This is a genomic window from Providencia sp. JUb39 (assembly GCF_012272845.1).
Classification (GTDB): domain Bacteria; phylum Pseudomonadota; class Gammaproteobacteria; order Enterobacterales; family Enterobacteriaceae; genus Providencia; species Providencia lanzhouensis.
Map to the genome: position 1 here is coordinate 155,851 of NZ_JAAWXD020000001.1, position 23,776 is coordinate 179,626.

The window sequence follows — 23,776 nt, forward strand, 5'->3', positions numbered from 1 at the left end:
AAAAATAAAGTTTGTCTCATTTGATTTTTAATTTATAGAAAATAAAAATTACCGCATTAAGATGAAATAGATTTTACCCTTTCTAAAAATCTATAGGTCTATAATGAACAAAATAACTCCTGCTGTATCGCTCAGTTTATTTGCTCTATTTAATATCCAGATTACCTTTGCAAACTCCAATTATATCGATGCCAGTAAATTCATCATTGAACAGCGAAATCAGCGATTTGACGAACTACAAAACCAAATCATCCCGCCGTACCCAGCCCCGCAGTCTCAAGCGGCACAATGGGATAAAGACGTTAGCCAGCAAGCAACGCAATTAACAGGAAAGCGCAAAAAGAACGCTGAAAAAGATAAACAAAGCACACCAGAATATCTTTTCAATATTTACCGAGAATACGTGTTTAATCAAAAAGGGTTTAATTATAATGATTTTAAACAAATTAAAGCCTATAACCGTTTAAATAATTTATTCCATTTAGCCACCTTTGCAGATGACCCAATTCAAAATAGAGCTCGCTCAATGGATTTTATTCTCAAAGACTATTATTTACGTGGTCGCCCAAATCAAGTTCTCGATGATAAAGGCGAATATCTCCCAAACTATGTCGATATTACAGGCTCTTCTTACCCAAGCGGACATACTTGGAATGGATTTAAACAAGCCGCTGTATTTGCCACTATTTTTCCAGAAAAAGGGGCTCAATTTTTTGATAGAGCCATAGGCTACGGGGAAAGCCGTGTGATTGTCGGCGCGCATTTCCCAACCGATACCATTGCCTCGCGCGCCGCCAATTATTATCTTCTCGCCCATTTACTGAAAGAGGATAAAACCGCCAATGCACTGATTAGCCAAGCCAAAGAAGTACGCCAAGAACTGAACACTCAATGCACCATCAATGAAAAAAAATGCAAACCACCGATAGGCTCACTCCCCTCTTTTAATGAAAACCTAGGTTATTACGCTAAGCAAAATGAGCAGCCATCTCAGGCACTTCGCGTTGATCAAGTCCCTGCTGACGCCGCGTATTTGCTACGCTCTCGCTTTGCCTATCTTAATAAATCTCAATGGCAGCAAATTATTGCAGGCACCGCCTATCCCACTAACTCTTTAGCGGGCTGGGGAGCTAAACAAAATCAACCCGAAAGCCACTGGGGGCTGATTAACTTACCTAAAGCCTACAAAGGACCTACACATCTTGCTGAAGATTGGGTGGTGAATCAGCGCGTGACTCAAGATGATGTCGCTAACGTCGGTATAATCGATACTTGGAGCAATAATATTGAAGGTAAGGGGCGCTTAATCAAACAAGGGGAAGGCACCTTAACCTTAACGGGTACGAACCGTTTTGCGGGGCTGGATATACAGCAAGGCCGCGTGATTTTAACACAAGAAAACCACTTAACAGGCCCCGTCAATATCAATGGCGGAGGGCTTGAAGTCGGTTACATTCTACATGCGCCAGTTGACGTCACCAATGGCACACTAGCACTTCGTCACAGCATTAAAAATACAGTGACATTAAACCAAGGAGCCCGATTTATTGCTTCTGGCTCAGTTGACGACTTAGTGGTTAATAGCGGTGCTATCTTAACCCCTGGAGATAATCTTAAAGACCCAACACGGCGTATGACGGTGAATAATACTGCTACCTTCCAACCCGGCAGTGAATTTCATGTGAGTCTTCAGACAACAAGCACACAGGAGTTTGATGCCCTACATGCTGGCGGTACAGTGGCCATCAATGGCGGTAAGGTTAAAGTGTTCTTCGCTGAAGAATCACCGCCATTCAATGAGCATATACCGAATGAAGATGAAATTCAGGGGCGATTTCGAACCGAATACAACATTATTCGCGCCCCCAATATCCAAGGGAAATTTGATAGCATCGAACCTAACTACCTGTTTATTGGCACTACACTGAATTATGGTACTGATCCTCGCTCACCCTCGATGAAACTGGTTACACTCAATGTCGGTCGTAGTGAGCTGGCTTTTGATTCATTTGCAAAAACGCCAAACCAAACCGCCATCGCTCACGCCCTTGAAGATCTTCCATTGAATAACGCCCTGTATAAACGCTTAATTCTCAGCCAAACCACGGCAGGGGTTTACGACCTTCTTCACACTCTATCCCCACAAATTCATATCGATACCCTAGCTAGTCAGTTGAATAACCATCGCCAATATCACGGTACGCTGCTGCAACAAACACGCGCATCGGAAAATATCGTCAAAGAGCGCGGTGATAACCGCGGCAATGTGTGGGTAAATATTCCCTACCATTGGGACAGAACCCAAAGCGATGGAAATGCTTCCGGCTTTACAAACAGCAATTATGGCGTGTTCTTAGGGGCTGATAAGCATTTCTTCAATGATGACGTTATCTTTGGAATGAGCACCGGTTTTACCAAAAATTCCGTCTCTGGCGGAGTTGGTCATAGCCATAGTAACAACTATTATTTAGCCGCCTACGGTTCCCTGCAATTGGCACCAATCACCTTACGCGCAGGGCTTGGACACACATGGCACACCATCAAGACCGATAGAACAGTCACTTCATCCATTTATTCCGATCACAATACCGCCGACTACAAAGGCAAAACCAACCACCTGTTTATAGAGGCGGCTTATCCGTGGAAATCGGCATTCATCAACGCCGAGCCATTTGCAAACTTTGCCTTTACCAATGCCGAAAGCCATGGATTTAAAGAAAAAGGGGAAAAAACCTCGCTGGTGACAGGTCGCCAATCCCTCGATGCCACGACCACAACGCTGGGATTACGTTTAGATAACCAATGGAAAGTGGGCAATACATCCTCAATCGATGTACACGGGGAATTCGGCTGGCAGCATCAATATGACAAGCGGGAGCGTGAAATGGCTTTCCGATTCGCCCACCGAGACCAGCTTGCACCACCGCTAAACTATCGCGGGATTAATGCGCCGAAAGATGGCATGGCTATCAAACTGGGCTCCAGCCTTCAGCTGACAGACAATTTCAAACTGTCCATGGATTACAGCCAATTTACTGCTAAGGGATATTTAGAAAATAATCTTGATGCCAAATTGTTAGTGTCGTTTTAATCCATCAACACCACAAACATTAACATAATAAAAAATGGTACTGGAGCGTTTAATCACTCCAGTGCCATTCCTATTTTAGTTCGTTAAGAGAAGCGAACTACAGCAGAATTCTCAACATACGGCGCAGAGGCTCCGCAGCCCCCCACAGTAACTGATCACCCACGGTAAAGGCTGAGAGGTACTCAGGACCCATATTCAACTTACGCAGACGCCCTACTGGCGTGCTCAGAGTGCCCGTCACTGCCGCAGGAGTCAGTTCACGCATCGTGATTTCACGGTCATTCGGCACCACTTTCACCCACTCATTATGGGAAGCCAGTAATTGCTCCACTTCGTTCAGTGGCACATCTTTTTTCAGTTTCAGCGTGAACGCTTGGCTATGGCAGCGTAATGCGCCCACACGTACACATAAGCCATCAACCGGAATAATATTGCTGCCGGTTGCCAGAATTTTGTTGGTTTCCGCCTGCCCTTTCCACTCTTCACGGCTTTGACCATTTTCTAACGCTTTATCAATCCACGGGATCAAACTGCCCGCTAGCGGAACACCGAACGCATCCGTAGGCATGGAACCACTGCGCGTAAAGTCTGTGACTTTTTTCTCGATTTCTAAGATAGCCGATGCCGGGTTTTGCAGCTCTTTCGCCACTTGTGCGTGCAAAGAACCCATTTGTGACAACAGCTCACGCATATTGCGTGCACCCGCACCGGATGCTGCTTGATACGTAGCCACGGAAGCCCACTCAACCAAGTCATTCGCAAACAGACCGCCCAACGACATCAGCATTAAACTCACCGTACAGTTACCGCCGACGAAGGTCTTAATGCCTTTATTTAAGCCGTCTTGGATATGCTGATGGTTCACTGGGTCTAAAATAATAATCGCATCGTCTTTCATACGCAGTGCAGACGCGGCATCAATCCAGTAGCCTTTCCAGCCCGCTTCACGTAATTTTGGATACACTTCATTGGTATAATCGCCGCCTTGGCAGCTAATAATAATATCCAGTGCGCTCAGTGCATCGATATCAAATGCATCTTGCAACGTGCTGCGATGACCACCAAAAACAGGCGCCTCAGCCCCATGCTGGGAGGTGGTAAAAAAGACCGGGTGAATAACGTTAAAATCCCCTTCTTCTACCATTCTTTGCATCAATACGGAGCCGACCATTCCACGCCAGCCAATAAATCCTACATTTTTCATTCTCTTCACCCTGTCTGTTTACATACATCACCCAAAAAATTTCTACCCTCGACTTTCACTTTGCCAATCGAAGCGGGAAATTTTTCGGAAAGATAAAATTCAGAAATCATCAATCAACCGTATTAAACGTGACAAAATATGAACCAGTGTGCAAGTGAATTTCATCACTAATAGCAAGAAGATTAGTAATGACGCTAATAATTAGTAAAAACTTATTGGTTGATAATTTCCATTTTGGAAAATACTATTTTCCAATTAATCCATACATTCCATCATTCAACCCCATTAAGATTAGCGAGTTAATCCTCACAAAGTAGCGTATATCATGACCAAATATGTCCTTTTCAGTTTCTGGATCGTCCTTATCTATCCTTTGGGCGTTGACCTCCATTTAACCGGTATTCCTTACATTGCCGCCGATTTAAATGCCAATGAAAGCCAGCTCCATGTGGCATTTTCTATCTATTTAGCGGGTATGGCATCCACCATGTTAATTGCCGGATGGTGTGCCGATCATATTGGTCGAAAACCTGTCGTTTTAGTCGGTACGATGGTATTTGCCATCGCCTCTGTGATCGCCGGAAATGCCACCTCCATTGATACCTTCTTAGTGTCGCGATTCTTTCAAGGGATTGGCGCAGGTTTCTGTTATGTCGTGACCTTCGCTATTTTGCGTGATGTACTGACACCGCAGCGCCGCACCAAAGTGCTCGCCGCAATGAATGGTGTGACCTGCATCGCGCCCGTGTTAGCGCCTGTCATTGGATTTGCCATTTTGCTGATTCACCATTGGTCGGTGATGTTCTACTTTATGGCAGGTTATGCGGTTATCAGTATGCTATTTTGCTTAATCTCAATTAAAGAAACTAAGCCTTCTTCAGCATCACAAGCTACGCAATCGAATGCCCAACCAGCCACAGAAGAAAAGCTATTTAGCACCTTCTTTGTCACGCGCTTGATTATTTCCTGCTTCGGCATGGGCGTGATCCTAACTTACGTGAACGTCGCCCCAATTATCTTGATGGAAAACCTCGGTTTCACAACCGGCCAATACTCTACCGCCATGACCTTACTCGCGATGGTGAGTATGGGAACCTCGTTTTTGATGCCAAAACTGATTTCGACATTTAATAGCCATACCTTGCTCAATACAGCCCTAAGCCTATTTTTGGTCAATGGCGTCCTGCTTTCCATCTATCTGTTTGCCTTCCCACATTTGGCTCTGCTGTACATCGTCTTCGCCTTCTGCGGTGTTGGTTTCTCAATGCAGTTCGGCATCATTATGAGCCAAGCGCTGTCACCATTTGCCCAAAAAGCGGGGATTGCCAGTTCTGTTTTGGCCATCTCACAATTAAGCTGCGCCTCAGCGTATATTTGGGTGATGGGTGTGATGGGCGTTCCATCAATCAGTATGTTGTTAATTATCTTGCTTGCGGCGGGAATGATTGGCATGGTGTTGCTAAGAATGCCCACCACGCAAGTCAACCAACAGGTCGCTACATGTGAATAAGCAACTGCATCGATTAGACTTAAATTTACTGGTTATTCTGCAATATCTGGTGGAAGAGCGCAGTGTTAGCCTCGCAGCTAAACGCCTTGCAATCACCCCATCATCGGTCAGTAAGTCATTGTCTAAACTACGCCAATGGTTTGATGACCCTCTATTTATCCGCAGCCCGCAAGGGCTGCTTCCTACCCCACTCATGTTGCGCATTGAAAAATCACTGCCCGAGTTTTTAAATCTCTCACACTATATTGCTGAAATTCGTGATACTGAGAAACCACGAGGCATGACTTTCCGCTTAATGATGGAAGCACCGTTAAACTTAATCATGCTCCATGATTTATCCCTGAATATCCTCAATCAATATCCAGAATCTGAGGTCATTGTACGAGACTGGGATTATAACTCGTTGGCAGCACTGATTGCGGGGGATGCGGACATTGGGTTAGTCGGTCGTGAAAGTTTTCATTTATCCAGAGAATCGATAAGCCAACTACCCGATATTCTAAATTTCGAAGTGTTATTCACCGATAAACCTCTGGCGTTTATCCGCAGTGACCACCCCATTTTGCAAGAAGAATGGACGTTGGCAAATTACTTGAAATATCCCCATATCAGCACTGAATTTGGCAACCGTATTCCGTGGGCGCTCGATGATTTACTGGAAACCATGGGGTTACATCGCCAAATCCATTTATCCTTTTCGACCTTTGAACAATCCCTCTTAATGGCTTCTCGCCCCGACCATAACCTTATTACAAGCTCCCCGGGCTATTGCCAACACTATGTTAATGATTTTAACCTTGATTTAGTCTGCCTTCCTCTTCCTGTTGATGACATTCTCTACCAGCAGCTCGAAATCCCTTTTTTGATGCTGTGGCACAAACGTAATTCCTATAACTCAAAAACCTTATGGTTAAGAGAGCAGATCAAAAACAGTACGCTTGAGTTTGTAACAATATAAAAAAACGCCATGGCAAGGAGTATGAATTGCCACGGCGAAAGCAAGGATGCGAAGAAACAGAGAATAACGGAATACTAACCTTGAACGGCTTTGAAACGAGGATTGGTTTTACAAATTACGTAGATACGACCACGACGACGCACAACTTGGCAATCAGGATGGCGCTGCTTAGCGGTTTTTAATGAGCTGAGGACTTTCACGGTAACTCCCAATAACTATTTAATGTAAATAAAATACAATGTAATGTTATAATATTACATTTATGGGATATGACAATAATCGAATTAAAATCATCCCGCAATCATTTTTTGGGAAACTTTTGTATACTTAAGCCATTACTGACTCTCTGTCATTATTTATCAAATAGATACATTTCTATTTAATGAAATAGACCAATTTGAGGAAGATGAAATGTATTACGGCTTTGACATGGGCGGCACCAAAATTGAATTAGCAGTGTTCGACCAAGCGCTCAATCAAGTGTGGCAAAAACGTGTTCCAACCCCCAAAGATGACTATCTCGCGTTGCTCAATGCTTTTCGTGATTTAACGGCTGAAGCCGATGCGCAGTTTAACTGCCAAGGTAAAATTGGCATTGGTGTTCCGGGGATCGTCAATCACGCAGAAGGCGTGGTATTTACGACCAATGTCCCAAGCGCACAATACAAACCTTTCATTCATGACCTAACCAAGCTGTTAAATCGCCCTGTTAGAGTTGAAAATGATGCCAACTGCTTTGCCTTATCAGAAGCGTGGGATCCTGAATTCAAGCGTTACCCTAGCGTGTTAGGTTTGATTCTGGGCACTGGTGTTGGTGGCGGTTTCGTCATCAACGGCAAGGTCTTATCAGGGAAAAATGGCATTGCTGGGGAAATCGGACACATGAACATGAGTGTTCGTGCCGCAAAATATCTCGGGGACACCGTACCTGAAATTGTCTGTGGTTGTGGTCAAACAGCCTGTTTTGAAACCTACCTTTCAGGCCCCGGTTTCGAACGTATTTATGCCGCATTTACCGGTGAGAAACGCTCTGCTATCGAGATTATTGAACGTTATCACAACGGTGACATCGCTGCGAAACAGCATGTTGAACGCTATATGATGGTGCTGGCGATGTTTATGGGGCAAGTTATTACTGTCTTTGACCCTGACTTAGTGGTGATTGGCGGCGGCTTGTCACAATTTGATGAAATTTATCGCCTATTACCAGAAATGGTACCTCAATATCTTTATGGTATTGCGAAAATGCCCGTTATCGAAAAAGCCCGTTATGGTGCCTCTGGTGGTGCCCGTGGTGCTGCATTTTTGAACCTGGTCGATTAATTTTCCGCACTCATTAATACCCGTACTTAATGTCCGCAAACTGCTCTTTCCGCACATTATTCCGCAATCGCATCTCTACTCTTTCGACTTATCGAGAGTAGAGATGACCAATACCTCAAAATCACCAAAATATAATTGAGAATAATTATCATCTTTGTTATTTTTAATTAAATTGGCTAATAATCAACAAGTTAAATCTTTTTTCTTTTTCAGATTAACAACAGAAAATTAACCATAAAAATCAGCGAGATAATCTAGAAACTAGACTTAGACTAGTCCTATGTTGTTAACGCGAAAAGAGCTTATGATTAACGTGGTTTTGCTCATTTTTAGATAAATTCGCGATAAAAATACAGTTAAAGGCCATACACGTAACAGACAGATACCCGCTAAAGTCACATTCAGCCACTTAACTAAAGAGAAAAATAAATGAATTTGTTTTTAGAAAATTGCTTGGCTTTCCCAACCATTATCTTTAGCGGTTTACTGATTATTGTCCTGTTTTACTGGCTTTGTGCCGCTTTCGGTCTGTTAGATATTGATTTATTTAATATCGATACCGAATTGGATGCTGACGGCCTCGATCTCACTGGCTTTGCTGGCTGGCTAACAAAACTTGGTTTAGCCGGAATTCCTGTCACCATTATCTTGACGCTATTCACCCTCTTCGGCTGGCTGATTAGCTACTTTGCTGCACATTTATTCCTACGCTTTATTGATACGACCTTGCTACGTTACGCCGTTGGTGTCACGTCGCTAGTGATCACCGCCTTTATCTCCCTGCACTTAACCGCCATTTGCCTAAAACCCATCCGTAGCCGACTGGTTAATATTAATAAACCCAAAACGGTTCATCAGCTAATGGGGAAATTGGCAACGGTGCGCTCCGGGACGGTCACAGAACAAAATGGGGAAGCCACCTTAGAAGATGGCGGTGCGGGGCTAATTTTACAGGTTAGAGCACCTAGCTCTGAAAATATTAAACGCGGGGATCGCGTCGTTATCATCAGTTATGACCCTCAATCCCACAGTTACCAAGTTGTCACTGAAAACGAATTCAGGCAGTAAACACAAAAAATAAACTACCTACTTTGCTAATTAATAAAGAATGACGACATCGTCAGAACCCATGGAGAAGAAATATGGATTTGGCTGAATACATGCCTTTTTTAACGGTTGTTGGGGGAGTGATCATCATCATTCTTGGGTTCTTTGGTTTATTTAAAGCCTTCTACATCAAAGTCCCTCAAGGTACTGCTCTGATTGTCAACGACATGTCGTCACAACCTAAAGTGCATTTCACGGGTGCGTTAGTGTATCCCGTTATCTACAAAAAAGAGTTTATGCGCATTTCGCTGCTGACTCTGGAAGTAGATCGCCGTGGTAAAGACGGCTTAATTTGCCAAGATAACTTACGTGCTGATATCACTGTTGCCTTCTATCTGCGTGTTAATGAAACCACCGAAGACGTATTAAAAGTAGCAAAAGCCATCGGTGTTGAACGCGCCTCTGACCATCAAGCTGTCAGCGCCCTATTCAGCGCTAAATTCTCTGAAGCCCTGAAAACGGTTGGTAAGCAATTAGAATTAGCCAAACTGTTTGAAGACCGTCAAAGCTTCCGTGACCGTATTGTTGATGTGATTGGTAAAGACCTTAATGGTTACGCGCTAGAAGACGTAGCAATCGACTATTTAGAACAAACGCCGAAATCTGCCCTCGATCCGAATAATATTTTCGACTCCGAAGGTATTCGCAAAATCACTGAAATTACCGCTATCCACAATATCGAAACTAACCAAAAAGAGCGCGACCAAGAGTTAGCTATCAAAAAGAAAAACGTGGAAACCCGCGAAGCGAGCTTAGCATTAGAGCGCCAACAAGCCGACGCTGAAGCCCGTCAAAAACGTGAAATTGATAATATCCGTGCACGAGAACAAGCTGAAACCCTACGAGTTCAAGAAGAAGAGCGCCTCAAGTCAGAGCAAGCGCGTATTCAAACTCAGCAAGAAATTGAAATTCGTGAAGAAAACCGCATGCGTGAAGTGGAAGTGGCTCAACAGAACCGCACCCGTGCCGTGGCTATCGAAGAAGAGCGTGTCAACCGTGCTCGCGAGCTAGAAATTGTCGCCCGTGAACGTGAAGTTGAGCTGCAACGTATTGAAAAAGAAAAAGCGCTAGAAGAAGAACGTAAAAACATCTCTAACGTGATCCGCGAACGTGTTGCCGTCGAAAAAACTGTCGCGCAGGAAGAGGAACGCATCAAGGAAGTCCGCGAAATTTCAGAAGCTGAGCGTATGAAGCAAGTCACCGTGATCAACGCCCAAGCGGAAGCCGAAGAAGCCTTAGTTCGTCAGGTGAAAAAAGCCGAAGCCGATGAAGCCAGTGCCAAGCACCGTGCAGAAGAAATCAGCACTATGGCACAAGCAGAGCTGGAAGCTTCCGCCAAACAAGCTGAAGCCAAAAAACGCTTAGCGGAAGGGATTGAAGCAGAACATGCAGCATTAGGTTTAGCAGAAGCCCGAGTTCGCCAAGCCACTGCCGAAGCTGAAGAGAAAGAAGGTCTGGTTCAAGCCAATATCACCGCGGAAAAACTGTTAGCCGAAGCTCGTGGTCTGAAAGAAAAAGGCTTAACCGAAGCGCAAGTGATGGAAGCTAAAGCGAACGCCGAACGCGAGCAAGGTTTTGCCGAAGCGAAAATTCTGGAAGAAAAATTGGCAGCGCAGGCTCGCGGTGAAGAACAACAAGCCAACGCGAAAGAAAAACTGGGCTTGGCAGATGCCAAAGTCTTGGAAGAAAAACTGGCAGCCCAAGCTCGCGGTGAAGGTCAATTAGGGGCAGCACAAGCCGAAGTTATCCGCCAACGCCTGAAAGCGGAAGCTGACGGTCTGACTGATAAATTCCAATCTATGGATCACCTCAGTGATACGGCTCGTTCACATGAAGAGTTCCGTATGCGCCTTGAGAAAGAGTTCGAGCAATCCATGGCATCCATTGAAGCGAATAAAGAAATTGCTCGCGAGCAAGCGGATGTCCTGGCTGCGGCACTGAGCAAAACCAACATCGAAATTGTGGGCGGTGATGGCGACTTCTTTAACACCTTCTCCAAAGCGCTGAGCTTGGGTAAAGCCGTTGATGGGTTTATGGATAAAAGTAGCTTTGCCAAAGATAACCTTGAAAAGTTAGTCAATCGAGTCACAGAAGAGAAGAAAATTGATATCGCGTCCTTACTGCAAAACCCTGAAGTCAAAGATTTAATCAATGGTTTTATGGCTGCAAAAAGCGCACCACAAACAGCGAAAAACATCGTGAACAAACCCGTGTCTTACGATGATAACCAAAGCTAATTTATCAATATTCAGGCTTTTCAAGTAAGTTTTATACCTCATCCCGCCAAGTTGCAGCACATAGGCAACTTGGTGGTTTATGAGCGTATCTTTTTTTAAGACCAAGGAAATTCGTTAAACATGTCAGAAACCCAAGATGTGAATCGCGAACAGGAAATTCTCGACAGTGCCGTCGCGGAAGGTGGTGCGTACGAAATATTACGCAAGCGCTTAACCGAACAAGGGCAGCAACTTCACCAAAAAGCAGCTCAACTCAACGACAGCCGGTTGACTGAATTTGGTCAAAGCCAGATGGACATTATCGGGCGTATCCGTATTCGTACCGAAAATAACTGCCAAGCAAGGGACATTGTCCGTGTCGGTGACTGGCTGCTATTTGGCTATAACGTTTTTCTGGGTCTGAAAAAAGAAACTCACATTGAAGATGTTTTTTCCTTATATCAACTCACTGAAAATGAAGGTGATTTTGATGTAATCTCTGTCCCTTACGAAGAGACATTCCTCAATGATACGCGCTTTGTTCAGGATTTTACTGAGCTATATACCTATTACAAAAACACGCAATTACTGCAATTGGTCGAGCGTGATGGCAAGCTGTTAGCCAGCTTCCAAATTGGTGATCGGTTAACCGACGTGCGTGTTTTCCGCTGGTCAATTTCCAGCGATAAATCCCGCATCGAATACATCGATAACCGGGGTGAACGTGATATCGCCCTACCCCCCACCAATGATTTCGAATGGGTACGTACTACGCGGGAAAATACCGTTAATGGACGCTATCCTCACATTAATATTCTCGATACCGTCTTTGTGGAAACCATCGGCGGCGACCTAACCATCAAATGTGAAAATAATACCGAAGATGGGTTGGGCATATACCGCGAAGCGGTACTCGATAAAAACCAATCCCTCGATGACGCCCAAATTGAATATGCTCAGACTGGCAGCCTAATTTTACTCAAAATCTTGCCATACCGCGAAGAGAGCTGGCGCTATCTGGTTTACAACATTTTGAATCAAACCGTTCACCGTATTGATGCCATAGGGCAAGCGTGCGTGCAGTTGCCGGAAGATCACGGAATTATCTTCCCAGGGGGTTACTACCTGCAAAACGGGGAGTACAAAACCTTCGAGCAACCAATGGATGGCATGCGTTTTCGTCGTCTGCGCCGCTCACCTAACGGGGAAGATGTGCTGTATGTGTTTTATTCCCCGAACCAAGGTCGTATCGCCCTTTTCAATTATAATTTAATTGAACGTAAACTTGCCGTACCATTAATCGGTCATGGTTATGCCATGCTCGAAGATGGCAAAATGGTGCTGTTCGAAGGGGAAGGTGACGAAGCCACTCGCGTTCACCCTATGCAGGTGTGGCAAACCCCATTCTATTCTGACGAATTTGCCGATAAGCAGCCGCCACGGGGTGGGTTTCTTGGGCGTATCGGTAATGCCGATTTAGTCCGCGGGATCTCCGAAATTCTCCATGTCGCCAAAGAGATTGAAGGCAACCAAGTTTCCGTTTCCCGCTATGAACAGCTCAGCCAGCAACCTAAAAACTTGCTGGATATTTTCTATTGGTTTAATGACGAACAATGCTTAGGTATTGGCAAACTCTTAAAAGAGATCGCCCAAACCAGTGAGTTGGTACTCGACGAATACGAGAAAGTCGAAAACATCCGCCAGCAATCCGTCAAATCCATGAATGAGGCGGTCACTCGCCAACGCTCCTTACTGTCCCTCACATTGCCTGAAGGATGGACGGATATTCAACAATTTGTAGATGGGCTAAACGCCTTAAATGCCCAACAAGGGCATCTGATTTCATTGCGAGAATTCCGCTATATGGATCTCACAAAACTCAGTGAGATGGAAAATGAAATCACCGAAGCACAGCAACGCGTTTCCCAAGGCACTGCGCAATTTCTTGCCAGCGACAAAGCTCTGCAACCGTTTAAAACTCAGCTCGCGACCTTTGAAGAGTTAATTGAAAAAGCACAAACCAGCGCGCAGTTAGATGTCCCAATGAATGACATGGAAAAAATGTCAGCGGATTTGGACATGCTCTCTAATTTAATGGCTTCCTTGAGTTTTGATGATGTCACCTTACAGACCCATATCATCGATGCCATTTCGCACATTTATGCCCAGTTAAACCAGTCCCGCGCCCGCTTACAACAAAAGCGCAAATCCCAAACTAGCATTGAGAGCGTGGCACAATTTGGGGCGCAGTTCCGCCTATTTAGCCAAGGTATCACCAACGCGCTATCCCTCGCAACGGACCCAGAACGTTGTGATGATCAGCTATCGAGATTGTTGGTTCAATTAGAAGAGCTAGAAAGTCAGTTTAGCCATCACGATGAATTTCTTGATGATATTCTGGCAAAACGCGAAGAATTACTGGAAACGTTTGAATCCCATAAACAAGTCCTGATTGATGACCGCCAGCGCCGTTCGCAGAATTTATTAACGGCCGCCAACCGCTTATTAGAAAGCCTTCAACGCCGTACTGTACGCTTGCAAAACCAAGATGAACTGAATGCGTTTTTTGCTACCGACCCGCTCGCACAAAAAACCCGTGAAATCATCGAGAAACTACGAGAAATCAACGATAACGTCAAAGCTGACGATATCGATGCCAGACTCAAAGCCTCTCGCGACCAAGCCATTCGCATTTTGCGGGATAAAACCGATATCTTTGAAGATGGCGGCAACATTATTAAGCTGGGTCGCCACCGTTTCAGTGTTAACACCCAAGAGCTTGACCTGACTATCTTGCCAAAAGATAACCAGCTGTGGGTATACCTCACCGGAACGGATTTCCAAGAACCCATTGAGAACGCCGAACTTGCACAGTTGCAGCCTTATTGGACAGCCAACCTCGAATCCGAATCTGATACCGTTTATCGCGCTGAATACCTCGCGTACTCCATCATCTATGCCGCAGCAAAACGCCAAGATGGTTTGGATTACGACACCCTAAAAAGTGCGCTGTCTGCCCCTGAAAAAATCGACAAACTGGTGCGTGATTTTGCGGCTCCACGCTACAAAGAAGGCTACGAAAAAGGGATCCACGACCACGACGCTATCGCGATATTGAAAAAGCTGATCCCGATTGGTGAAAGCGCGGATTTACTGCGTTTCAACCCAACAGCTCGCGCCATTGCGGCGATTTTTTGGCATCACATTCAAAGCAACGAATACCCTGCCCAATGGCCAGAACGAGCCAGAACCGCGATGAATATCCGCCAGCTATTCAATAACGATGATGCCCTTTTAGATCTTCAAGCGGAGATCGAGGCAGATGTCAGCTTATTCCTGCAAGATAATCCAATTAATTGCCAAGCTCATGAGCAAGCTCAAGCTGCGGAATACCTCAGTTTTGCGTTAGCCAGAACGCCGATTGAATTGGTGTACAGCAAATATGCGCGGGATTTAGTGGCAGCACTACAAACGCGCTTAGAAGAAGCCCATATGTGGCTGGATTTCAATCATTCACAGCAAAACCTTGGCACTCGCTATGCTCAGCGCTGGGCGCTGTTGCAAAATTGGCTGCAAGGGCTGTGTTCGATTGACGAGTTTGCACATTTACGTCCATACATTCCAGGCGCCATCGCCATTATTATCTTAGATAAAATGGCATCGGCACGTTATAGCGAAGCTGATTTATACTTTAAAGTCACTGGATTACTAGGGGATCACCCGACAATCCACAACCAAACTCTCTCGTTAAGTTTGGATGACTTTTTCAGTCGAATGCGCGAACAGCGCAAGCAATTTATTCCAGCCTTCCGTCAATACCAAGCACTGCGTCAGCGCATTGTGAGTGAAGAGCGCAGCCGCCTAAAACTTCATGAGTTCAAAGCTAAGCCACTGAGCTCATTTGTGCGTAACAAGCTGATCAATGACGTCTATTTACCGATTATCGGTGACAACATGGCGAAGCAAATTGGCGCTCTAGGCGAAAACAAGCGTACCGATTTAATGGGCTTATTACTGATGATCTCCCCGCCAGGTTACGGTAAAACGACCCTGATGGAGTACGCGGCTGACCGCCTTGGTCTGATCTTTATGAAGATTAATGGTCCTGCGCTTGGGCATGATGTGCTGTCCCTCGACCCAGAGCAAGCCCCGAATGCTACCGCCAGACAAGAGCTGGAAAAACTCAACCTCGCCCTCGAAATGGGCAACAACGTGATGCTGTATGTGGATGATATTCAACATACTCACCCTGAGTTTTTACAGAAATTTATCTCCCTGTGTGATGGAACCCGTCGCATCGAAGGGGTATGGAAAGACAAAACCAAAACCTACGATATGCGCGGTAAAAAGTTCTGTGTTGTCATGGCGGGTAACCCGTATACCGAATCAGGCGAAGTGTTCCGTATCCCTGATATGCTCGCCAACCGTGCGGATATTTATAACCTGGGTGAAGTGCTCGGTGGGATGGATGAAGCCTTTGCGCTGAGCTACATCGAAAATAGCCTGACCTCAAACCCTGTATTGGCACCGTTGGCGCTGCGCGATTTAAACGATTTGTACTTGCTGGTGGATAAAGCCATGGGCAAATCAGTCTCCACTAATGCACTCAGCTACCCGTATTCCGATGCGGAAGTAAATGAAATTACTGCGGTTATTTCCCGATTACTCAGCCTGCGTGATGTGGTTCTGAAGGTAAACCAGCAATATATTGCCAGTGCCGCACAGTCCGATAAATATCGAACCGAGCCGGCATTCCGCCTGCAAGGCAGCTACCGAAATATGAACAAGCTCAGCGAGAAAGTCTCTTCCGTTATGAATGATGATGAATTAGAGAGATTGCTGGATGACCATTATCTTGGGGAAGCGCAGTTATTAACGACAGGTGCTGAAGAGAACTTATTGAAACTGGCTGAATTACGCGGAAGGCTGAATGAGAAAGATGCAGCACGCTGGCAGCAAATCAAGAAAGATTTCTTGCGTAACAAAGCATTAGGTGGTGATAATGCCGATGTGGGCGACCGCGTTGTCACTCAGCTCGCCCAACTGGTTGAAAGCGTACAATCTCTCGGACATCGATAATGCAAACTTGGCTAAGCCCGCGAATTAAATTACTGATTACCCTTGCGGGTTTGCTGATCGCTATTCAAATCGCCAATAGTTTAAGTGGCTACGCGCTTGTTGGGTTCGGCATCCAACCAAGAACGCTGCACGGGCTGGTGGGGATTATCTTCGCCCCACTGATCCACGGTGATTGGGCACATCTTCTGAGTAATCTGCCGCCGTTACTGGTTTTAAGCGCCCTGCTGCTGCATGATTCCATTCGAAAATATGCTTATGCCAGCGCGTTTATTATTGTGGTTGGCGGCTTGATTGTCTGGCTAGTGGGCAGAAATGCGCTGCACATTGGCGCTAGCGGCTGGATTTTTGGGCTTTGGGGCTTATTGATTGCCCAAGGTTTTTTCCGCCGCAAACTGTTAGATATCGTTATCGCCCTGTTAGTACTGTTCTATTTTGGCGCGATGGCGAGCGGGTTATTGCCTGTTCACCAGCAAATATCGACAGAATCCCATATTGCCGGTGCTATCGCCGGAATTGCCTATGCATGGTTAGCCAATAAAAAATTAAAAGCGACGCCGCCGACTACCCTTTCAAAGTAACCCGATATACACAGCGCCCTGCGCCATCAAGCAGGTATTGCTCCCGTTCAACATTCACCTTTTCCCCTAATACTTCGCGAAATAGTGCCAATTCAGAACGGCAAAAGTTTTGGCACGCGGTTGCCGCCGCGCAGATAGGGCAATGGTTTTCGATAAATAACCAGCTATCGCCTTCCTGCTCAACCTTCGCCATATAGCCCTCTTCGCTACGAACCTCAGCGAGTGCAGCTAAACATTGTTCTAATGGCAGCCCTTGGCAGCGCCCCAAATATTTACTGCGACTTTCCACTTCTCGCTGTTCAATCAGTTTTTCTAGCCCCTCATCACCAAAAATGGTTTTCACTGAATCAATGAGCTGCAAAGCCAGCTGGGCATGGGTATCGGGAAAACGTTGATGTCCCAGTTCCGTTAATACCCAATTTTGCCGAGGACGCCCAGCGCCAGATTGTGCGGTGCATTGAACACCTTCCACCAGCCCCAGTGACGTTAATTTATGGATATGCTGGCGTGCTGCTTCCCCCGTTAAACCCAGGTCATGGGCAATCACTGCTGTGGAAACAGGTCCTTTGGTTTTGATGCAAAACAGCACCTTATCCACTGCTTGAGTGAGATTTAGATTATCAAAGTATTTACTTGCTTTATTCATAGTGTAATTTTATTATCCAAGCCAATACTTGGATAATACCCTTTTCTTTACTCTTTCGTCCAGCAGGTCTGCGTATGAGCAACAAAACTGTCACCGAATTCAATGAAACAGGCACCGAACCTCAAGGAAAATGGGCCGATTTACTCAGCGGCACTAATGCATTATTGACGATAGCCCTCACAGGTGGCGTCGCACTTCATGCTATCAATATTTATATTGTCACCACGATTTTACCGAGTGTCGTCAATGATATTGGCGGTCTTGAATATTATGCGTGGAACACCACGTTATTTGTGGCAACCTCCATTATTGGCTCTACATTATCCAGTAAGGTACTGGACAGCCTAGGACCTAAACTTGCCTACCTTAGCGCTCTGTTACTGTTTTCCTTGGGCGCCATCTGGTGTGCATCCTCACCGTCCATGATCACCTTATTAGGCGGGCGCGCCTTGCAAGGGCTTGGCGGCGGAATGTTATTCGCGCTTAGCTATGCGCTGATCCGTATTGTCTTCACGCCAAACTTGTGGTCTCGCGCCATGGGGGTGATATCCGGTATGTGGGGGATAGCTACGTTGTGTGGTCCTGCTATTGGCGGTATTTTTGCTCAAGGGGGTCATTGGCGCTGGGCTTTTTGGGCTTTATTGCCCGTGGCGGTTGTGCTGGCAGTAATTGTTATCAACCAATTGCCGGGGAAAAAATCTCAGCAATCGCAAACAACAAAAATTCCCATTCTTGCGATTTCACTGTTAGTTATTTCCGTACTTGCTATCTCAATTGGCAGTTTATCGGAAAGCTTGCTCAGCAATCTTATCGGGTTATTTATTGGCATTGCCTTACTCGTCACCATTGCGCTTATTGATGGTAAAAATGGAAAGCGTTTACTCCCCACAGGGGCTTACTCCCTAAAAACTCAGCTTGGGGTTATTTTCCTGACAATGGGTTTACTGGTGGGGGGAATGACCACCGAAATTTATGTGCCTTACTTCCTGCAAACCATTCACCAGTTTTCACCATTGATGGCAGGTTATTTAACTGCCGTGATGGCAGCGGGGTGGACGGTGGGTGCTTTACTCAGCGCTAATAAAACGGGTGCCATCGTTTTACGCATCCTTAAAGCGGGTCCCGTTATCATCCTGGTATCGCTGATAATTCTAGCGGTTCTAACCCCTAATCTGGATTTAGTTAACTCCATTCCATTATTTATTCTTTACCTACTCGCCATGATGGGAGTTGGATTAGGAATTGGCATCTGCTGGCCTCATTTAGTTCTGCGAGTATTTAATGCGGCACCTAAAGGGGAAGAAAACTTAGCATCCTCTTCAGTGATTACGATCCAATTGTATGCAACTGCCTTATCTGCGGCATTAGTGGGCGTGGTGGTCAATAATAGCGGATTGATTAATCCTGGTGGGTTAGTTGGTGCTCAACAAGCCTCTGTCTGGTTATTTGCCCTGTTTGCTATTAGCCCATTCTTGGCTGCAGTTTTAATTCGCAAAGTTAAATAATCAGACCATAGAAGGATGCTCAATCACGAGCATCTTTCTATTTTGTTGATTATTTTTTAAATAAAAATAATGGGTTAGAAATTTCTCTCGAAAATTCCTTATTGGTTTTAAATTCCCGTAGAGATAGACACTCAGGCCCGTGAATCATTTTTTGTCTATTAAATGAAAAGTGCGCCTTTATTCGGCGCACTTTTTTCTTAATTTTTAGACAAGGTTATTTGAACAATATTGTTAGGCAGTACGCTTTTGACGAAAGAAAAAAGGTAGAACCAAAATACTCACCACCAGCACGATTACAGTGGCAATCATGACAGACATAAATGCGCTATCAAATGCTATACTCGCCTGACTCACTAAGAGACTTGCACTATCTTGCGATAACCCTTCAGCCACAATTAACGCTTCATCAAGGCTATCATAGACTTTGTCTGCTACCGTTAAACCTGTTGGTAATACCAGCTTCGCGGTATAAACCGCACTCATCAAGCCACCCATAAATGTTACACCGAGCACACTACCTAGCTCGTAAGCCACTTCTTCAATGGATGCTGCCATTCCTGCTTTTTCATCTGGCGCATTTAACATGATGGTCGTTGATGCTGTGGTAAAAATGGCACCTAATCCGAATCCAACACAGAATAAGAATGACAGTAATACCAAGCCGGTTGAGGTTTTGAATACCCACGCAACCCCAATGACGCCAACTAATGTGCAAATAAATCCTAAAATCATCATTAGCTTAGCGCCGACTTTATGTAGATACATGCCCGCTAACGGAGACGCTAACACAGACGCAATCGGGATCGGAATAATGTATAACGCCGCCTCGAATGGGGTATAACCTAATACCAACTGCAAGCGCTGACTTAGCAAAAGCTCGACACCAACGATAATCACGATGGATAAAATCGCCATCATAATACCCGCAAAAAATCGAGGGTCGCCAAGTAATTTGAAATCAATCATGGGCGATTCTGATGCTAACTGTCGACGGCTAAAAATAACCAGGAAGGCAATGCCGATCGCCCCTGCAATGAGTAACGTGAACCAATCAATATTGGCTTTTCCAAGTTCTTTCAAGGCGTAAATTGAACCAATCAGCCCCACCAAGACAAACAAAGAGCCTAAATAATCAATCGGTTGCTGCGAATTTCTCGTACTTTTTGGTATTAAAGAAAGCGCAAATGGGATCACCAACAGCACGACAGGTACGTTGATTAAAAAGACGGAGCCCCACCAGAAATGATTAAGTAATACACCGCCGACTAATGGTCCAATTGCCGCACCACCCGATGCCACTGCAGACCAAATACCAATCGCCAGTGCCCGCTCTTTCGGATCTAAAAATACTTGGCGAACAATGGCTAATGTCGCTGGCATACTAATCGCAGCACCCACCGCTAAGAAACCTCGAGATAAAATTAAGCTCAATGCACTCGGCGAAAATGCCGCGCACAGAGAAGCCAAGGCGAATAAAGGCAGCCCAAGCACAAACATCCGCTTATGACCTACTTTATCACTTAACATACCCGCAGCAGGCAATAGCCCCGCAACCACTAGCGGGTAAGCATTCATGATCCATAATTTTTCAGACGCTGTTGCACCTAGATCATGGGTGAGCTTAGGCAGTGCGGTATATAGCACGGTGACATCAATGACGATGAGAAATAAAACACTCGATACTAAGAGTAGAATAATCCAACGTTTATAATCTGCTATCATAAAATCTTCTCAACTTGTTTAATTGATCACCTTGATGGATGATCGTGCTATAATATAATTCCATACGTACGTATTGAAAAGAGGTTTTTTTAAATGGGACGTCAACGAACAATCGATCGCGAAAAAGTGCTAGAAGCCGCAGAAGAGATTGTCATTAATCAAGGTGCTACCGCACTGACGATTGATGCAGTCGCCAAATCAATGGGGATTTCTAAAGGGGGAGTCCAATACTGCTTTGGTAACAAAGAAGCCTTAATTGATGCCATGTTTGAACGCTGGAGCCACTCTTATGATGAAATTTTCAGTAAAGCAATAGCCCAAGATAACAGTCCTGAAGGTCGAGTGATTGCCCACATAAAAGCCACAGCGGATCACGATAAAACCAGTATCGCCAAAGGTGCCGCATTAATGGCTTCTCTGCTTCAAACACCTGAGTATTTAGAAAGCACCCGTAAATGGTATCGAGAACGCATTGCTAATTTAGATTTATCAACCGAAAGTGGCAAACGCGCTAGATTGTTATTTTTAGCCACTGAAGGCACTTTTATTTTGCGCCATTTTGGTTTGATGGATATTGATGATGCAGAATGGCAATCAATATTCAGCGATATCGAAAACACGTTTAAAGTTTAGGTGAAAATCCATTTTTGATATATCTAACACTCTCTTTTTTATATTTTTATCTAAAAAGGAGAGTATTCAATGAAGAAAATAAGTCATGAGTATACAGGTAAAATACTGCAACCACATATTGAACAAAACCAATCCGATTTGGCGAAACCTAAAAATAAAAAAAACGGGTTTATAGAGAGAGTAAACGGGTTGTTTAATACCTGCTTGTTTAACACATTGTTAAAACGCCCCAAGAAAACAAAAAATACAGAAATCATCCCTTCCCATCAAAGTTTCGTAAAGCTGACAATACCAGAGAATCCTTCTCCACAAAAAATAGAAAAAAATACGAATTTAGCGCCTAATGATATACATATTGAGCCTATAATCACGAAAATGATACCAAGCGAAATAGACCAATTTACAGAAAAGTTGCATCGTCTTAATATCACCTTTAAAGATAATTCGTTCGGTGCTAATCATCGGCCTACCTGTTTAGTCAAAAATAGTCCTGAATACCCCACAACCACTTTAGACAATCGTCATTATCTTGGTAAGGGGGAATATGGAACTGCCTATCGCATTGGTGAATTTGCGATTAAAATTCCTCATCGCGATTTAAACTTTAAATACAATAAATATGCGAAATACGATCGCTGCGCCAGAGTATTAAATGAGGTAAATCAAGATATTAACTTTGCACGCTCTACTACACTAAAAAACGGCAATGTCATTTTAGTCACTAAATTTATTGATGGGAGATCGATAAAAGGTAAGGAGGCTTCTGATTTTGTTAAATCCCGGGGGCGCACTCTTTTTGATCATGGCTCCGAAGGCAACGTAAAAAAAGATAGGCAGAAAAATCTGTTTTTAATTGATGCTGATTTTGCTGCGCAGCCTAAACAGCTAAATCGCACCCTGTCTGTCGGTACCACTGAAATCTATAAGCGTTATAGAAAATAACGATATCCGTTAGCTTAGAATTAAAAAAACCAACAACGTAATACACGCTGTTGGTTTTTGATTAATCGCGACCGTTATTGCTTATCATATACACTCGGTACAAACACATTTCGTTCAATCATTTTCTCGATTTGCTTATTTAAAATGGTTTCTCGGTAGTGTTTATGATTGCCTTGAGCCTCATGTAAGTAGGTATTTTTCGGGTAAATTGGTGTTTCATAAATAAGTTGAGCACATTCAGTCCGAATATCTTTCAGCCAATTACTGACCGAAGCATTGGCGCGGTGATGGCGCATCGCTTCGATATCAATCACCCCATAAACATAGGTAGAACCATTAGTATCCTCTTGTTTACCCACAATTTTACCCTTGTAATCCACAATCAGTGAACGACCGCCACCACAGTCAATTGGCGCTTGTGTGGTTGGGAACATATACATTGAGCCAATATTCGGCGCCACAACATAGAAATTATTTTCCAACGCACGGGCGCGGTTAGAAATTTCAAACAGGTCATTTTCAGTAAATGGCGTTGGTAATGAAGCACGGTACACCACTTCTGCCCCATTTAATGCCAGGCCACGACCGTTTTCAGGGAAGTTTCCTTCCATGGCCATCATTACCCCTAATCGACCAATTTCTGTATCAACCACTGGCCAGAAAGATTGTAATGAACGCCCATATTTTTTTATCCACTCATCGTACAGATCATGAGGCGATGCCGAACGTTCACACGGCAACAAAGAGGACATTTTATGGTGTTTCAGGATAATGTTGCCTTTGGGATCAATAACAAACCCAACGTTAAACATAATACCCGGCCAATCTGGATCGCGGGTTTTTGCCTGCGCCATGATGTACACATTCTGAGATTTCGCTAATTCACCCAGTCGGTCAGTCTCAGGGCCTGGAATATCAATAGCGCCATCTTTTAGAAATTCAGCAATCGGTAAATCCAGTGCTTCATCGTTGAAACCTTGCAAAGCCCCTTCAGGGAGAACAAGTAAACGAACAGGGAGATCCAATGAAGATAGCCACAGCGCACCGTGAGATAGCTCCTCAAGATGGTCGATATTTTTCATAATATCGCTACGCGTTTTTATTCCCCACGTTGTTGGCACTAAACCCACTACACCATATGGCTTTATCATAATAATTCTCCGATTTTATTTTCGATTTACCTGCATTTGGTATTGTTCAAAAATCAAACTCATCGAATATTATTCACATGTTAAATTTATGTCAAATAAATATTAAATTAC

At 44.5% G+C, this 23,776-nt stretch carries 16 protein-coding genes; 11 read left to right on the forward strand and 5 right to left on the reverse strand.

Features of this window, described 5'->3' with window-relative positions; all coding sequences use genetic code 11:
* The first annotated feature begins 103 nt into the window (after positions 1 to 103).
* Positions 104 to 3,091, forward strand: a complete 2,988-nt coding sequence (locus HFU86_RS00695) for an autotransporter domain-containing protein (RefSeq protein WP_187128522.1) — start codon at positions 104 to 106, stop codon at positions 3,089 to 3,091.
* Between the two features lie 97 nt (positions 3,092 to 3,188).
* On the opposite strand, the gene asd is transcribed toward HFU86_RS00695, so the two are convergent.
* Positions 3,189 to 4,295 (reverse strand): aspartate-semialdehyde dehydrogenase, encoded by a 1,107-nt coding sequence (asd, locus tag HFU86_RS00700; protein ID WP_036950661.1) that lies wholly within the window; start codon positions 4,293 to 4,295, stop codon positions 3,189 to 3,191.
* Positions 4,296 to 4,620: 325 nt separating this feature from the next.
* On the opposite strand from asd, the gene HFU86_RS00705 reads away from it, so the two are divergent.
* The gene (locus HFU86_RS00705; RefSeq protein ID WP_187128523.1) at positions 4,621 to 5,805 is read left to right on the forward strand and encodes an MdtL family multidrug efflux MFS transporter; all 1,185 of its coding nucleotides are present in this window, start codon (positions 4,621 to 4,623) and stop codon (positions 5,803 to 5,805) included.
* On the forward strand, positions 5,798 to 6,763 hold the full coding sequence (gene yidZ, locus HFU86_RS00710) for an HTH-type transcriptional regulator YidZ (protein WP_036950656.1): 966 nt from the start codon (positions 5,798 to 5,800) through the stop codon (positions 6,761 to 6,763). Before HFU86_RS00705 ends, yidZ begins: the two co-directional genes overlap by 8 nt.
* A gap of 74 nt (positions 6,764 to 6,837) precedes the next feature.
* On the opposite strand, the gene ykgO is transcribed toward yidZ, so the two are convergent.
* Positions 6,838 to 6,963 carry a type B 50S ribosomal protein L36 gene (gene ykgO, locus HFU86_RS00715; RefSeq protein ID WP_006660624.1) on the reverse strand — a complete coding sequence of 42 codons (126 nt, stop codon included), beginning with the start codon at positions 6,961 to 6,963 and terminating at the stop codon, positions 6,838 to 6,840.
* 211 nt (positions 6,964 to 7,174) lie between these two features.
* Here ykgO and nagK point away from each other — a divergent pair, with 211 nt between their 5' ends.
* The 5 genes from nagK to HFU86_RS00740 all read left to right on the forward strand — a co-directional run bounded on the left by nagK (position 7,175) and on the right by HFU86_RS00740 (position 17,066).
* Positions 7,175 to 8,086, forward strand: a complete 912-nt coding sequence (gene nagK / locus HFU86_RS00720; RefSeq protein ID WP_036950654.1) for an N-acetylglucosamine kinase — start codon at positions 7,175 to 7,177, stop codon at positions 8,084 to 8,086.
* Positions 8,087 to 8,515: 429 nt separating this feature from the next.
* On the forward strand, positions 8,516 to 9,154 hold the full coding sequence (locus HFU86_RS00725) for an OB-fold-containig protein (protein ID WP_132496992.1): 639 nt from the start codon (positions 8,516 to 8,518) through the stop codon (positions 9,152 to 9,154).
* A gap of 74 nt (positions 9,155 to 9,228) precedes the next feature.
* Positions 9,229 to 11,430, forward strand: coding sequence for a flotillin family protein (locus tag HFU86_RS00730; protein ID WP_132496991.1), 2,202 nt, complete (start codon positions 9,229 to 9,231; stop codon positions 11,428 to 11,430).
* 120 nt (positions 11,431 to 11,550) lie between these two features.
* A complete protein-coding gene (locus HFU86_RS00735; RefSeq protein ID WP_187128524.1) occupies positions 11,551 to 16,488 on the forward strand; it encodes a DNA repair ATPase in 4,938 nt (1,645 codons plus the stop codon).
* On the forward strand, positions 16,488 to 17,066 hold the full coding sequence (locus HFU86_RS00740) for a rhomboid family intramembrane serine protease (protein ID WP_187128525.1): 579 nt from the start codon (positions 16,488 to 16,490) through the stop codon (positions 17,064 to 17,066). The genes HFU86_RS00735 and HFU86_RS00740 overlap by 1 nt, the downstream gene beginning before the upstream one ends.
* On the opposite strand, the gene HFU86_RS00745 is transcribed toward HFU86_RS00740, so the two are convergent.
* Entirely contained in the window at positions 17,050 to 17,712 is a 663-nt protein-coding gene (locus HFU86_RS00745; protein ID WP_187128526.1) for a helix-turn-helix transcriptional regulator, read from the reverse strand. The genes HFU86_RS00740 and HFU86_RS00745 overlap by 17 nt on opposite strands.
* Positions 17,713 to 17,786: 74 nt before the next feature.
* On the opposite strand from HFU86_RS00745, the gene HFU86_RS00750 reads away from it, so the two are divergent.
* Entirely contained in the window at positions 17,787 to 19,217 is a 1,431-nt protein-coding gene (locus HFU86_RS00750) for an MFS transporter (protein WP_187128527.1), read from the forward strand.
* 231 nt (positions 19,218 to 19,448) lie between these two features.
* On the opposite strand, the gene HFU86_RS00755 is transcribed toward HFU86_RS00750, so the two are convergent.
* Positions 19,449 to 20,939, reverse strand: coding sequence for an MFS transporter (locus HFU86_RS00755; protein ID WP_187128528.1), 1,491 nt, complete (start codon positions 20,937 to 20,939; stop codon positions 19,449 to 19,451).
* 93 nt (positions 20,940 to 21,032) lie between these two features.
* Between HFU86_RS00755 and HFU86_RS00760 the strand changes: the two genes are divergently transcribed.
* Positions 21,033 to 21,572 carry a TetR/AcrR family transcriptional regulator gene (locus HFU86_RS00760; protein WP_132496986.1) on the forward strand — a complete coding sequence of 180 codons (540 nt, stop codon included), beginning with the start codon at positions 21,033 to 21,035 and terminating at the stop codon, positions 21,570 to 21,572.
* A gap of 69 nt (positions 21,573 to 21,641) precedes the next feature.
* Positions 21,642 to 22,514: a hypothetical protein gene (locus tag HFU86_RS00765; RefSeq protein ID WP_187128529.1), complete on the forward strand. Its 873-nt coding sequence runs from the start codon at positions 21,642 to 21,644 to the stop codon at positions 22,512 to 22,514.
* A 74-nt stretch (positions 22,515 to 22,588) separates the two neighbouring features.
* Here the strand turns inward: HFU86_RS00765 and HFU86_RS00770 are convergent, their stop codons facing one another.
* Entirely contained in the window at positions 22,589 to 23,665 is a 1,077-nt protein-coding gene (locus HFU86_RS00770; protein ID WP_187128530.1) for a nitrilase-related carbon-nitrogen hydrolase, read from the reverse strand.
* Positions 23,666 to 23,776: the final 111 nt, after the last annotated feature.

Excerpts from the sequence above, each read along its gene's own strand:
- HFU86_RS00695 (WP_187128522.1), top strand. The coding sequence starts at position 104 with ATGAACAAAATAACTCCTGCTGTATCGCTCAGTTTATTTGCTCTATTT.
- asd (WP_036950661.1), bottom strand. The coding sequence starts at position 4,295 with ATGAAAAATGTAGGATTTATTGGCTGGCGTGGAATGGTCGGCTCCGTA.
- HFU86_RS00705 (WP_187128523.1), top strand. The coding sequence starts at position 4,621 with ATGACCAAATATGTCCTTTTCAGTTTCTGGATCGTCCTTATCTATCCT.
- nagK (WP_036950654.1), top strand. The coding sequence starts at position 7,175 with ATGTATTACGGCTTTGACATGGGCGGCACCAAAATTGAATTAGCAGTG.
- HFU86_RS00725 (WP_132496992.1), top strand. The coding sequence starts at position 8,516 with ATGAATTTGTTTTTAGAAAATTGCTTGGCTTTCCCAACCATTATCTTT.
- HFU86_RS00730 (WP_132496991.1), top strand. The coding sequence starts at position 9,229 with ATGGATTTGGCTGAATACATGCCTTTTTTAACGGTTGTTGGGGGAGTG.
- HFU86_RS00735 (WP_187128524.1), top strand. The coding sequence starts at position 11,551 with ATGTCAGAAACCCAAGATGTGAATCGCGAACAGGAAATTCTCGACAGT.
- HFU86_RS00740 (WP_187128525.1), top strand. The coding sequence starts at position 16,488 with ATGCAAACTTGGCTAAGCCCGCGAATTAAATTACTGATTACCCTTGCG.
- HFU86_RS00745 (WP_187128526.1), bottom strand. The coding sequence starts at position 17,712 with ATGAATAAAGCAAGTAAATACTTTGATAATCTAAATCTCACTCAAGCA.
- HFU86_RS00750 (WP_187128527.1), top strand. The coding sequence starts at position 17,787 with ATGAGCAACAAAACTGTCACCGAATTCAATGAAACAGGCACCGAACCT.
- HFU86_RS00755 (WP_187128528.1), bottom strand. The coding sequence starts at position 20,939 with ATGATAGCAGATTATAAACGTTGGATTATTCTACTCTTAGTATCGAGT.
- HFU86_RS00760 (WP_132496986.1), top strand. The coding sequence starts at position 21,033 with ATGGGACGTCAACGAACAATCGATCGCGAAAAAGTGCTAGAAGCCGCA.
- HFU86_RS00765 (WP_187128529.1), top strand. The coding sequence starts at position 21,642 with ATGAAGAAAATAAGTCATGAGTATACAGGTAAAATACTGCAACCACAT.
- HFU86_RS00770 (WP_187128530.1), bottom strand. The coding sequence starts at position 23,665 with ATGATAAAGCCATATGGTGTAGTGGGTTTAGTGCCAACAACGTGGGGA.